The sequence below is a fragment of the Streptomyces sp. NPDC003720 genome (assembly GCF_042875075.1).
Classification (GTDB): Bacteria; Actinomycetota; Actinomycetes; order Streptomycetales; family Streptomycetaceae; genus Streptomyces.
The window spans coordinates 37377-50887 of record NZ_JBIANZ010000020.1; the positions used below are offsets into that span (position 1 = coordinate 37377).

General features: G+C 70.2%; 5 protein-coding genes, 1 tRNA gene and 1 rRNA gene. 1 reads left to right on the forward strand and 6 read right to left on the reverse strand.

Going from position 1 to position 13511, the window contains the following annotated elements; genetic code table 11:
- Nucleotides 1-12 precede the first annotated feature (12 nt).
- The 3 genes from ACFYU0_RS35145 to ACFYU0_RS35155 all read right to left on the reverse strand — a co-directional run bounded on the left by ACFYU0_RS35145 (nt 13) and on the right by ACFYU0_RS35155 (nt 9274).
- Complete coding sequence (locus ACFYU0_RS35145) at nt 13-2736, reverse strand: DNA translocase FtsK (protein ID WP_389306477.1); 2724 nt, start codon at nt 2734-2736, stop codon at nt 13-15.
- 124 nt (nt 2737-2860) lie between these two features.
- Nucleotides 2861-3541: a response regulator gene (locus ACFYU0_RS35150; RefSeq protein ID WP_351669702.1), complete on the reverse strand. Its 681-nt coding sequence runs from the start codon at nt 3539-3541 to the stop codon at nt 2861-2863.
- Between the two features lie 273 nt (nt 3542-3814).
- Nucleotides 3815-9274, reverse strand: coding sequence for a HAMP domain-containing protein (locus ACFYU0_RS35155; protein ID WP_351669705.1), 5460 nt, complete (start codon nt 9272-9274; stop codon nt 3815-3817).
- A gap of 412 nt (nt 9275-9686) precedes the next feature.
- Here ACFYU0_RS35155 and ACFYU0_RS35160 point away from each other — a divergent pair, with 412 nt between their 5' ends.
- Nucleotides 9687-12446, forward strand: a complete 2760-nt coding sequence (locus ACFYU0_RS35160) for a SpoIIE family protein phosphatase (protein WP_351669707.1) — start codon at nt 9687-9689, stop codon at nt 12444-12446.
- A 38-nt stretch (nt 12447-12484) separates the two neighbouring features.
- On the opposite strand, the gene ACFYU0_RS35165 is transcribed toward ACFYU0_RS35160, so the two are convergent.
- The 3 genes from ACFYU0_RS35165 to rrf form a co-directional block, all read right to left on the reverse strand.
- A tRNA-Thr gene (locus ACFYU0_RS35165) sits at nt 12485-12557 on the reverse strand.
- 84 nt (nt 12558-12641) lie between these two features.
- The gene (locus ACFYU0_RS35170; RefSeq protein WP_389306480.1) at nt 12642-13304 is read right to left on the reverse strand and encodes a DegT/DnrJ/EryC1/StrS family aminotransferase; all 663 of its coding nucleotides are present in this window, start codon (nt 13302-13304) and stop codon (nt 12642-12644) included.
- A 114-nt stretch (nt 13305-13418) separates the two neighbouring features.
- Nucleotides 13419-13511 (reverse strand): 5S ribosomal RNA (gene rrf / locus ACFYU0_RS35175); the annotation flags it as partial.

A 13511-nucleotide genomic window follows, 5' to 3' on the forward strand; every position in this document is an offset into this window, starting at 1 on the left:
CGGCCCGCCGTCCTAACCGTCCGACTCCCCACGGATCAGCGCGAGTACGCCGTCCAGCTCGTCGGGTTTCACGAGAACGTCACGCGCCTTCGAACCCTCGCTCGGTCCCACGATGTTGCGGGACTCCATCAGGTCCATGAGCCGTCCCGCCTTGGCGAAGCCGACCCGGAGCTTGCGCTGCAGCATGGACGTCGACCCGAACTGGGTGGAGACGACCAGCTCGGCGGCCTGGCACAGCAGGTCGAGGTCGTCGCCGATGTCCTCGTCGATCTCCTTCTTCTGCTTGGTGCCCACGGTGACGTCGTCGCGGAAGACGGGCGCCATCTGGTCCTTGCAGTGCTGCACGACGAGCGCGACCTCGGCCTCGGTCACGAACGCGCCCTGCATACGCGTCGGCTTGTTCGCGCCCATCGGCAGGAAGAGGCCGTCGCCCTTGCCGATCAGCTTCTCGGCGCCGGGCTGGTCGAGGATGACCCGGGAGTCGGCGAGCGAGGAGGTGGCGAACGCCAGCCGGGAGGGCACGTTCGCCTTGATGAGGCCGGTGACCACGTCGACCGACGGGCGCTGGGTGGCGAGCACCAGGTGGATGCCGGCCGCGCGCGCGAGCTGGGTGATGCGCACGATGGCGTCCTCGACGTCCCGCGGGGCGACCATCATCAGGTCGGCCAGCTCGTCCACGATCACCAGCAGGTACGGGTACGGCTGGAGCTCGCGCTCGCTGCCCTCCGGCGGCTTGACCTTGCCCTCGCGGACGGCGCGGTTGAAGTCGTCGATGTGCCGGTAGCCGTAGGCGGCGAGGTCGTCGTAGCGCAGGTCCATCTCGCGCACCACCCACTGCAGGGCCTCGGCGGCCCGCTTGGGGTTGGTGATGATCGGCGTGATCAGGTGCGGGATGCCCTCGTAGGCCGTCAGTTCCACGCGCTTGGGGTCGACGAGGATCATCCGGACGTCCTCCGGGGTCGCCCGCATCATGATCGAGGTGATCAGGCAGTTGATGCAGGACGACTTGCCGGAGCCGGTGGCGCCCGCCACCAGCATGTGCGGCATCTTCGCCAGCGAGTGCATCACGTACCCGCCCTCGACGTCCTTGCCGAAGGCGACCAGCATCGGGTCGTCGTCCTCGGCGGACTCCGCCAGGCGCAGCACGTCGCCGAGGTTGACCATCTCCCGGTCGGTGTTCGGGATCTCGATGCCGACCGCCGACTTGCCGGGGATGGGGCTGATGATCCGCACGTCGGGGCTGGCGACGGCGTACGCGATGTTCTTCGTCAGCGCGGTGATCCGCTCGACCTTCACGGCGGGACCGAGCTCGACCTCGTAGCGGGTGACCGTCGGACCGCGGGTGAAGCCGGTGACGGCCGCGTCGACCTTGAACTCGGTGAAGACCTGGGTGAGCGAGGCGACGACCGCGTCGTTGGCCGCGCTGCGCGCCTTGCCGGGGCCGCCCCGGGTGAGCAGGTCCAGCGACGGGAGCGCGTAGGTGATGTCGCCGGAGAGCTGGAGCTGCTCAGCGCGCGCGGGCAGGTCGCGGGGCTCCTCGGGGGCCTTCTTGGTCAGGTCGGGGACGCCGCCGGAGGACAGCCTCTCCTGCTTCGGTCGGGCGGACGGGACCGGCGTCGGGGCGGGCGCCGGATCCGGCGTGGGCACCGGGGTGGTGTCCTCGCGCTCGCCCACGCTGACGCCCTGGGTGAGGTCGGCGACGACCGGGGACGGCGGCATGCCGTGCATGACGGCGCCGTCGAGCGCGGCCGCGGCGGCCGACGCGACGTCCACGGCGTCCATCCGGCGGCGCGGATCGGGCTGCGGCACCGCGGAGCGCCGCGGACGGCCGCGGCGCTGCGAGAGCGCGTCCTCCTCGGCTCCCTCGGGGTCGTACGCCCGCGGGGCGCTCCGGCGTCCGCGGGGGCGCGCGGGCAGCGCCTCACGCCACTGTTCGTCGTAGAGCTCGTCGTCCCCGGCGACCTCGAACTCCTGCGGGTCGGACAGCAGGCCCAGGCGCACGCCCAGCGCGCGCAGGCGCTGCGGAATGGCGTTGACCGGTGTCGCGGTCACCACGAGCAGCCCGAAGACCGTCAGCAGCACCAGCAGCGGTACGGCGAGCACCGCGGTCATGGTGTACGTCAGCGGGGTCGCCGCCGCCCAGCCGATGAGGCCGCCGGCGTCCCTTATGGCCTCCATGCCGGAGCTGCGGGCGGGCGCGCCGCACGCGATGTGCACCTGCCCGAGGATGCCGATGACCAGGGCGGACAGGCCGATCACGATCCGGCCGTTGGCCTCCGGCTGCTCCGGGTGCCGCATGAAGCGGACGGCGATCACCGCGAGCAGTATCGGCACCAGCAGATCGAGCCGCCCGAAGGCGCCGGTGACCAGGATCTCCACCAGGTCCCCGACGGGGCCGCGCAGGTCGGCCCAGGTACCGGCGGCGACGATCAGCGCGAGAGCGAAGAGCAGCAGCGCGACCCCGTCCTTGCGGTGGGCCGGGTCGAGGTTCTTCGCGCCCTGTCCTATGCCGCGGAAGACGGCGCCGACGGCGTGCGCGAGGCCGAGCCAGAGGGCGCGCACAAGTCGATACACGCCCCCCGTGGGGCTCGGAGCCGGCCTGGGCGGCGCGGCCTTCTTGACCGGAGGCCTTCTGGCGGGCGCCTTCTTGGCGGCGGCCTTACGTGCCGCAGCCTTCGCTGGAGCGGCCGCCTTCTTGGCGGGCGGCTTCTTGGCTGCGGAGGGACGTGAGGCCATGGGTGTGAGATTACCGGGGGAGACGACAGCGGACACGTGTGCCCACTGCTTCACCCGTTCGTGTCGCCCCTTCCGAGGCGCGGAACTGACGCACGCTCATGGGCAACTGCCTTCCCGGCGGTGGTCAGTTCTGCGTCGGCACCGACTGGCTGCCGCTGCCCGCGCCCGGCTCCAGGGCGTCCAGCGCCCGCCGCAGCCCCGTCAGTTTCCGCTCCAGATGGGCGGCCGTGGCCACCGCGGCGGCGTCCGCCGACTCGTCGTCAAGCTGCTTCGACAGCGCCTCGGCCTGCTCCTCGACGGCCGCCAGACGCGCCGAGAGTTCGGCGAGCAGCCCCGCGGACTCCTTGCCGCCGACCGCGCTCTTGCCGCCGCCCTCCAACTGCAGCCGCAGCAGCGCCGCCTGCTCGCGCAGCTGGCAGTTCTTCATGTACAGCTCGACGAACACCGAGACCTTCGCCCGCAGCACCCATGGATCGAACGGCTTGGAGATGTAGTCCACCGCGCCGGCCGCGTAGCCGCGGAAGGTGTGGTGCGGGCCGTGGTTGATCGCGGTGAGGAAGATGATCGGGATGTCCCGGGTCCGCTCGCGCCGCTTGATGTGCGCGGCGGTCTCGAATCCGTCCATGCCCGGCATCTGGACATCCAGCAGGATGACCGCGAAATCGTCCGTGAGCAGTGCCTTGAGCGCTTCCTCCCCGGACGATGCCCGCACCAGCGTCTGATCGAGCGCAGAGAGGATGGCCTCCAGCGCCAGCAGATTCTCCGGCCGGTCATCGACCAGGAGGATCTTGGCCTTCTGCACCATGGCCCGCCCTCCTCGCCCCGGCGGTACACCGGGCGCCGCCCCAGGGGACGACTCCCTTTCGCCGCCCGTCCTTGTGCCGGTCATCGTAGCCGCACCCTGCCCGTCGCCACACCCTGTCACCGCGATGTCACTGTGCACACAACGGAAACGCCGTGAGCGACCTGAAGGTTCCCGGAATCCGGGATTCCCACACGGCCCGGCGCCCCGCACTCCGACAACTCCCCGTGCACACCCAAGGTTCCCGCTCCGTTCACATGCACTCCCGAGGATCCGTCACCGACGCCCCATGTACTGCCGCATGACCTCCAGCAGATGGTCCGGATCGACCGGCTTCGTCACGTAGTCGGAGGCGCCCGACTCGATCGCCTTCTCCCGGTCGCCCTTCATCGCCTTCGCGGTCAGCGCGATGATCGGCAGCCCGGCGAACTGCGGCATCCTGCGGATCGCCGTGGTCGTCGCGTACCCGTCCATCTCCGGCATCATGATGTCCATCAGCACCACCGCCACGTCGTCGTGCTGCTCCAGCACCTCGATGCCCTCACGGCCGTTCTCCGCGTACAGCACCGACAGCCCGTGCTGCTCCAGCACGCTGGTGAGCGCGAACACGTTGCGGATGTCGTCGTCGACGATCAGCACCTTCTCGCCACCGAACCGTACCGCGCGGGCCGGCAGCGGCGTGGTCTCCTGCTCGGCGACCGTGGTCCACTGCTCCGGCCGGTTCTCCGGCGGCGGCAGGCTCCGGCGGCGGCGCCTGAAGAGCGCGGCCGCCCCGTTCTGCGTCTCCCGGTACGACTTCACCTCCGCCGGCGTCTCGATCTCCGCCGCCGACAGGTCACCGTCCGGCCGGCCCTCGGAGGCGAGCAGTTCTCCGGCCTCCAGCGCCTGCACGGACTGCTGGTAGCCCTGCGGCGGCAACTCGCTCGGGTGCACTGGCAGGTACAGCGTGAACGTCGAACCGCGACCCGGCTCGCTCTGTGCGTAGATCTCACCGCCGAGCAGCTGCGCGATCTCCCGCGAGATCGACAGACCGAGACCCGTGCCGCCGTACTTGCGGCTGGTCGTGCCGTCCGCCTGCTTGAACGCCTCGAAGATCACCCGCATCTTGCTGGCCGCGATGCCGATCCCGGTGTCGGTCACCGAGAACGCGATCAGGCCGGCGTCCGGGTCGGTCAGCGAACCGGCCTCCAGCATCTGCTCCCGGATGATCTGCGGGACGTCGGCGCCGGCCGGCCGGATCACCAGTTCCACCGAACCGGAGTCGGTGAACTTCACCGCGTTGGACAGCAGGTTGCGCAGCACCTGCAGCAGCCGCTGCTCGTCGGTGTGCAGGGTGGCCGGCAGCTCCGGGGAGACCCGCACGGACAGGTCCAGGCCCTTCTCCGCGGTCAGCGGCCGGAAGGTCGCCTCCACGTAGTCCACGAGCTGGACGAGCGCGATGCGCGTCGGGGAGACGTCCATCTTGCCCGCCTCGACCTTCGACAGGTCCAGGATGTCGTTGATCAGCTGCAGCAGGTCGGAACCGGCGCCGTGGATCGTCTCCGCGAACTCGACCTGCTTCGGGGAGAGGTTGCCCTCGGCGTTGTCGGCGAGCAGCTTGGCCAGAATCAGCAGGGAGTTGAGCGGCGTACGCAGCTCGTGCGACATGTTGGCGAGGAACTCGCTCTTGTAGCGCATCGACACCGCGAGCTGCTCGGCACGCTCCTCCAGGACCTGCCGCGCCTCCTCGATCTCGGTGTTCTTCACCTCGATGTCCCGGTTCTGCCGGGCGAGCAGCTCGGCCTTCTCCTCCAGTTCGGCGTTGGACGCCTGCAGCGCCTTCTGCCGGTTCTCCAGCTCGGCCGACCGCTCCCGCAGCTGCTCGGTCAGCTCCTGCGACTGCTTCAGCAGCAGCTCGGTCTTGGTGTTCACCGAGATGGTGTTGACGCTGGTCGCGATCATCTCGGCGATCTGGTTGAGGAAGTCCTTCTGGATCTGCGTGAACGGCGTGAACGACGCCAGCTCGATCACGCCGAGCACCTTGCCCTCGAACAGCACCGGCAGCACGATGACCTGCGCCGGCGGGGCCTCGCCGAGCCCCGAGGAGATCTTCAGATAGCCGCTGGGCGCGTTCTCCACCAGGATCGTGCGTTTCTCCTGGGCGGCCGTGCCGATCAGCCCCTCACCCGGCCGGAACGACGCCGGCATGGAGCCCATCGAGTAGCCGTACGAGCCGAGCATCCGCAGCTCGTAGTTGTCCTCGGCGTCGGCGCCGAGGTCCTGGCCCTCCATGAGCGGCATCGTCAGGAAGAACACGCCGTGCTGCGCGGACACCACCGGCGTCAGCTCGCTCATGATCAGCGAGGCCACGTCCGCCAGGTCCCGGCGGCCCTGCATCAGGGCGGAGATACGGGCCAGATTGCCCTTCAGCCAGTCCTGCTCCTTGTTGGCGATCGTGGTGTCGCGCAGGTTGGCGATCATCTTGTTGATGTAGTCCTGCAGCTCCTGGATCTCGCCGGAGGCGTCGACGTCGATCTTCAGGTTCAGGTCGCCGCGGGTCACCGCGGTCGCCACGCGCGCGATGGCGCGCACCTGCCGGGTCAAATTCCCGGCCATCTCGTTCACCGACTCCGTCAGGTCCCGCCAGGTGCCGTCGACGTCACGCACGCGTGCCTGACCGCCGAGCTGCCCCTCCGTACCCACCTCGCGGGCGACCCGGGTGACCTCCTCGGCGAAGCTGGAGAGCTGGTCGACCATCGTGTTGATCGTCGTCTTCAGCTCGAGGATCTCGCCGCGGGCGTCGATGTCGATCTTCTTGGTCAGGTCGCCCTTGGCGATGGCCGTGGTGACCATGGCGATGTTCCGCACCTGGCCGGTCAGGTTCGACGCCATCTGGTTCACGGACTCGGTGAGGTCCTTCCAGGTGCCGGCCACACCGGGCACGTGCGCCTGGCCGCCCAGGATGCCGTCCGTGCCCACCTCACGGGCCACCTTGGTGACCTGGTCGGCGAACGAACTCAGCGTCCGCACCATGGTGTTGAAGGTGTCGGCGAGCTGCGCGACCTCACCGCTCGCCTCGATGGTCACCTGCCGCGTCAGGTCACCGTTGGCGACCGCGGCCGCCACCTGGGAGATGTTCCGCACCTGCATGGTCAGGTTGTTGGCCATCAGGTTGACGTTGTTGCTCAGGTCCTTCCAGATGCCCGTGACACCCGGAACGTGCGCCTGACCGCCCAGGATGCCCTCGGTGCCCACCTCGCGGGCCACCCGGGTCACCTGCTCGGCGAAGCTGGAGAGCTGGTCCACCATCGTGTTGACCGTCGTGACGAGTTCGAGGATCTCGCCCTTCGCGTCGACGGTGATCTTCTTCGACAGATCGCCCTTGGCGACGGCCGTCGTGACCTCGGCGATGTTGCGCACCTGGATCGTCAGGTTGTTCGCCATGAAGTTCACGGACTGCGTGAGGTCCTTCCAGGTGCCCGAGACACCCTGGACCTCCGCCTGACCGCCCAGCATGCCCTCGGTGCCCACCTCACGGGCCACACGCGTGACCTCCTGGGCGAACGACGACAGCTGGTCCACCATCGTGTTCAGGGTGTTCTTCAGCTCCAGGATCTCCCCGCGCGCGTCCACGGTGATCTTCTGGGAGAGGTCACCGCGCGCCACCGCCGTGGCCACCTGGGCGATGTTGCGCACCTGGGCGGTGAGGTTGCCGGCCATGCCGTTCACGGAGTCCGTCAGGTCCCGCCACACCCCGGCCACGCCCGGCACCTGCGCCTGACCGCCGAGGCGGCCCTCGGTGCCCACGTCCCGGGCCACCCGGGTCACCTGGTCGGCGAAGGCGGAGAGCTGGTCGACCATCGTGTTGATGGTGTTCTTCAGCTCCAGGATCTCCCCGCGCGCGTCGACGTCGATCTTCTGCGAGAGGTCACCGCGCGCCACGGCCGTCGTCACCTGCGCGATGTTGCGCACCTGACCCGTCAGATTGGACGCCATCGAGTTGACGGAGTCGGTGAGCTCCTTCCAGGTGCCCGACACCCCGTCCACCCGGGCCTGGCCGCCGAGCCGGCCCTCGGTGCCCACGTCCCGGGCCATCCGCGTCACCTGGTCGGCGAAGCTCGACAGCTGGTCCACCATCGTGTTCACGGTGTTCTTCAGCTGGAGCATCTCACCGGAGACGTCCACCGTGACCTTCTGCGACAGGTCGCCGTTGGCCACCGCCGTCGTCACCTGGGCGATGTTGCGCACCTGGCCGGTCAGGTTGCGGAACGCCGTGTTGACGGAGTCCGTCAGGTCCTTCCAGGTGCCGGCCGCGCCCGGCACCTGCGCCTGACCGCCCAGCTCGCCCTCGACGCCGACCTCCCGGGCGACCCGGGTCACCTCGGCGCCGAACGCGGAGAGCTGGTCCACCATCGTGTTGACGGTGTTCTTCAGCTCCAGCATCTCGCCGGCCACGTCCACCGTGACCTTCTGCGACAGGTCGCCGCTGGCCACCGCCGTCGTCACCGCGGCGATGTCCCGCACCTGCGTCGTCAGATTGCGGAACACCGTGTTGACGGAGTCCGTCAGGTCCTTCCAGGTACCGGCGACACCCGGCACCGTCGCCTGCCCGCCCAGCCGGCCCTCGGCGCCGACCTCGTTGGCCACGCGCGTGACCTCGTCCGCGAAGATCCGCAGCGTCTCGGTCATCTGGTTGATCGTCTCGGCGAGCTGCGCGACCTCGCCCCGCGCCGGGACCGTCACCTTCTGCGACAGATCACCGTTGGCCACGGCCGTGGTCACCTGGGCGATCCCGCGCACCTGGGCCGTCAGATTGCCGGCCATCAGGTTCACCGAATCGGTGAGTTCCTTCCACGTACCGTCCACACCCGGCACGTGCGCCTGACCACCGAGGATGCCGTCGGTGCCGACCTCCCGCGCGACCCGCGTCACCTCCGAGGAGAACGCGGAGAGCTGGTCCACCATCGTGTTGACGGTGTTCTTCAGTTCCAGCATCTCGCCGGCCACGTGAACGGTGACCTTCCGCGACAGATCGCCCTTGGCGACCGCGGTCGTCACCAGGGCGATGTCCCGCACCTGGGCCGTCAGCCGGGACGCCATCGTGTTGACGGAGTCCGTGAGGTCCTTCCAGGAACCGGACAGCCCGCGGACCCGGGCCTGGCCGCCGAGCTTGCCCTCGGTGCCGACCTCGCTGGCCACGCGCGTGACCTCGTCGGTGAACGTCGAGAGCTGGTCGACCAGGTTGTTGACGGTGCGGCCGACCTTCAGGAACTCGCCCCGCAAGGGATGCCCGGTGCCGTCCGGCGCCTGAGTACGCAGATCCATCCGCGGCGACAGGTCGCCCTCCGCGACCCCGGTCAGGACCCGGCTGACCTCCGAGACGGGCCACACCAGATCGTCGACCAGCGCGTTGGAGTTGTCGACGGCGGTCGCCCACGATCCCTCGCAGGCCCCCGTCTCCAGCCGTTCCGTGAGTTTCCCCTCACGCCCCACCATGCGCCGCACCCGCGACAGCTCACCGGTCAGGTGCAGGTTGCGGTCGGCCACCTCGTTGAAGACGGCGGCGATCTCCGACATCACGCCGTCCCCGGACACCGTGAGCCTCTTGCGGAAGTTCCCGTCCCGCATGGCGGCCAGGGCCGCCAGCAACCGGTTCAGGGCAGCCGTGTCCACGGCGGTGGTGCCGCCGCCCCTGCCCAGGGACTGTCCGCCCTTCGCGCGCGCCTTCGTGCCCCGCGTCGCTGCGCCAGACTCCACTGTGTCCCTCCCGAAGGGGTAGACCGTTACCGCTGTGCTCGGTCACATCGGCCCGGTGTGCCGTCCCCGGCATACCGGCTTGCTTCCGCGTACCCGTTACCGCTCGGTATTTCCGCCGTATGAGTTCCGGACACACCAAGGGCTGCTGCCCACCGTGCGGGGAACACATTCGAACCGACCGGACCCTCATCGGAAGCCTGCCCAGTGTTTCACCCCGGCCCAACCAGGCCATAACAGTTCGGCAGCTTCGCACATCGTCCGCACACACCCTGGGGGGTTAAACAACGGCGACCGGCATCCGCTCGGACGGCGAAGGTAAGTAACCTTGCATGCGGCTGTCCAGCCGCACCGGTCCGTCCGGCCTGGGCGGTGGCACCAGAACGAGCGGGCATCGGAGGGGCGGCCGCAGAACATGACCACCGGACTGATCCCCGGGGAGCAATCCCCGGAGCCACGGCCGACGGGCGAGCTGATGCCGCAGCAGCGGCGCGAGCCGGCCGGCCCCGCAGCCCTGTCCGCCGACAACAGGCCGAGGAGTTTCGTGATCACCGCCCGCGCGGCCGCCAGCTTCGAGCCCGTCGGACGATCGGTGGCGACCGCCCGGTCCTTCGTCCGCGACACCCTCCAGGGCTGGGGTTTCGCCGACATCATCGACGACGCGGTGGTCCTCACCAGCGAACTCGTGACCAACGCGGTGGTGCACGCCGGCACGCACGCCGAGGTGCTGTGCCTGCGCACCGAGGACGGCGTACGCATCGAGGTCTCGGACCGCTACCCCGAGCGCGAGCTGCCCGTGCAGAGCGCCCACGCCGCGATGGGCAGCCCCGACCGCGAGGGCGGCCGCGGCCTGCAGCTGTGCGCGGCCCTGGCGGCCCGCTGGGGCGTGGACTACACCCCCACCCACAAGAGCGTCTGGTTCCAGCTCGACCTGCCCGAACGACCGGTCGGCACCCGCGCCGCCGGCCCCTCGCTCCCCGCCGACCTGCTCCCGCTGGCCGACGGCAGAATCCGCGTCGCGGTCCTCCAGGTCGACCGGAAGGGCTCCATCAGCGCCTGGAACGAGGACGCGGAGGAGCTGTTCGGCCACCTGGCGAGCGAGGTCGTCGGCAAGCCCCTCACCGACCTCGCGGCCTGGCCGCACACCCCGGGCACCGGCACCGGCATCGCCGAGGCCCTGCGGCTCTCCCGCTGGGAGGGCAGCTACGGCATCCGCCGCGCCGACGGCCGGGTGGCCCCGGTGTACGCCTCCCACCTCCGGGTCCGCGACACCGGCGGCGAGCCGTCCACCGTGTGTCTCCTGGTCCGCGATCACGAGCGCGCCGTCCTGCAGACGCCGCTGCGCGGCCCCGCAACCGACCAGACGTCGGCCTCCGACGGGCAGAGCACCGACCCGTTCGAGGTCTTCATCGGCTCCCCCGCCCCCGACGACCTGGACGGCCTGCTGCAGCGCACCGTCGAGCGGGCGCGCGACATGCTCGACGGCGACTCCGCGTTCCTGCTGCTCGCCACCGACGACGAGACCGAGCTCGAGGTACGCGCCTCCACCGGCCTGCCCTCCGCCCGCCAGCGCTTCGCCCGCGTGCCCGTCGAGGCCGGCCCCGGCCGCTACGGCTCCGCGCGCATGCCCGCCGTCCACGACGACCTCACCGCCGTCCCCGGAGCGGTGCCGCTGCTGTCCGGCACCGGCATGCGTTCGGTGGTCACGGTCCCGCTGAAGGTCGAGGGCCGGCTCACCGGCTCCCTCGGTGTCGCCGCCGAGGCGCCCGGCCGGTACTCGAACGAGGAGGCGCTGCGCCTGCAGTTCGCCGCCGACCGCATCGCCCTGGCCGTCGAGTCGGCCCGGCTGGGCGAGCTGGAGCGGCTGCGCCGCGGCTCCCTGAGCTTCCTGGTGGAGGCCTCCGACCTGCTGGCCGGCACCCTGGACCGCGACCAGACCCTGGCCCTGATGGCGCAGATGACGGTGCCGACCCTCGCGACCTGGTGCGCGGTCTACACGATCGCCGACCAGGCCTCGGAGCCGTACCTGTCGTACGTGCTGCACGAGGACGAGGACCTCATCGACGGCATCAAGTCGCTGCTGTCGAAGGTCCCGGCGCCCGACCCGGTGCCGACGCCCGGCGCCCGGATCTGGTCCGCGCCCGGCGAGGTCGCCCACCAGGCGGCCCTACGCAGCTCCATGCGCAGCCTCGGACTGGCCGGCGGCCCCACGCACCAGGTCGCCTCCGGCATCGGCCCGACCCTGGCCACGGCCTCCGCGGTCGGCGGCGAGACGGTCGTCCTGCCACTCGTCGCCCGCAACCGCGTCATCGGCATGCTGACCCTCGGCAAGCCGACCGACGAGCACTTCCGCCAGGAAATCCTGGAACTGGCCGAGGACTTGTCCCGCCGAGCCGCGCTCGCCCTGGACAACGCCCGCCTGTACTCGGAGCGCACGGCCATCAGCCAGTCCCTCCAGCGCAGCCTGCTCCCGCCCGGCCTGCCGCACATCGACGGCGTCGAGGTCGAGGTCATCTACCGCGCGGCCGGCGAGGGCAACGAGGTCGGCGGCGACTTCTACGACCTCTTCCCCATCGGCAACGGCGCCTACGGCTTCGCCATCGGCGACGTCTGCGGCACGGGCCCCAACGCGGCCGCGGTCACCGGTCTCGCCCGGCACGCGCTGCGCCTGCTGGCCCGGGAGGGCCTCTCCGGCCCCGCGGTGCTGGAGAGGCTGAACTCGGCCATCCTCGACGAGGGCGACCGCAGCCGCTTCCTGACGCTGCTCTACGGCGAGATGCGGCCGCAGGAGGACGGCAGCGCCGAGCTGAAGGTGGTCTGCGCCGGTCATCCGCTCCCGCTGCGCCTGCGGCAGGACGGCACGGTGGTCCCGTTCGCCGAACCCCAGCCGCTGCTGGGCGTCATCGAGGACCTGGAGCTGTACGAGGAGACGGTCACCCTCGACCCGGGTGACGTCCTGCTCTGCGTCACGGACGGCGTCACCGAACGCCGTGAGGGCACCCGCATGCTGGGCGACGACGGCCTCGCCGACGTCCTCACCACGTGCACGGGCCTCACGGCGGGCGCGGTGGCCGCGCGCATCATGCGTGCGGTGGAACGCTTCGCCTCGGACGCCCCGTCCGACGACATGGCCATTCTGGCGATGCGCGTCCCGGAGCCCCACCAGGAGGCATGAAAAAGGCCCCGCCCGAATGGGCGGGGCCTTTCTGTCGGAGCCCCCAAACGGAATCGAACCGTTGACCTTCTCCTTACCATGGAGACGCTCTACCGACTGAGCTATAGGGGCCTGTCGCTTTCGAGGTTTCCCTCGCGGCAACAAGAAAACCATACCCTGAACAGGCCCGAGTTCCCAAACTCGTTCGGCTTGCGGTCAGAAGGCGGGCTGGAGCAGTCCGCCGAGTGCGTTGCAGGCGGAGACGGTCCGCTGCATCTCCCGCTTGGTGAGCGAGGCGTCCACCGGCAGGGCGAGGGTCTCGTCCGCGGCCCGCTCGGTCTCCGGCAGCGTGACACAGCGCCTGAACTCCGGCAGCCGGTGCACGGGCGTCTTCACGGGGACGCGGCACTGGATTCCCTTGTTCCGCAGGGCGCGGGCGAAGGCGTCGCGGTCCGGCCGGCCGTTGCCCGGCACCCGCACCACGTACTGCTGGTAGGTGTGCCCGGGACCCCCGTCCGGTGTCCGCACACCCTTCAACTTGGCGTCCAGGTAGGCGGCCCGCTCCCGGCGCTGCGCCATCTCGTCGTACGGCGCCTCGGACTCCCCCTGCTCCAGCACCAGCAGCCCGTGCCGCTGCCCGAGCTCGTGCAACCGCGCGACGTCCGCGCGCCGTCCGAAGCGGTGCACGACAACTATGCTCGCCGTGCGCGGAGTTATGGCCGCTTCCACGGCCGACGCGTCGAGGCAGTAGCCGACCGGATCTATGTCCGCGAACACCGGGAGCGCACCCGCCAGGGTGACGGCCTCGGCCACTTCGACGTTCCCGAAGGCCGGTACGACGACCTCGTCACCGGCTCCGACGCCGGCCGCCCTGAGCATTGCAGCAGTACCCATGGCTCCGATGCTGGGCGTGGAACGTGAACTCGAAGTTACGCACAACAGAAAAGGGTTGGACCCCGAACCGAAGTTCGGGGTCCAACCTTTTCAAAATTTGTTCGGCGGCGTCCTACTCTCCCACAGGGTCCCCCCTGCAGTACCATCGGCGCTGTGAGGCTTAGCTTCCGGGTTCGGAATGTAACCGGGCGT

Coding starts and splice junctions, on each gene's coding strand:
- ACFYU0_RS35145 (WP_389306477.1), bottom strand. CDS start 2,736: ATGGCCTCACGTCCCTCCGCAGCCAAGAAGCCGCCCGCCAAGAAGGCG.
- ACFYU0_RS35150 (WP_351669702.1), bottom strand. CDS start 3,541: ATGGTGCAGAAGGCCAAGATCCTCCTGGTCGATGACCGGCCGGAGAAT.
- ACFYU0_RS35160 (WP_351669707.1), top strand. CDS start 9,687: ATGACCACCGGACTGATCCCCGGGGAGCAATCCCCGGAGCCACGGCCG.
- ACFYU0_RS35170 (WP_389306480.1), bottom strand. CDS start 13,304: ATGCTCAGGGCGGCCGGCGTCGGAGCCGGTGACGAGGTCGTCGTACCG.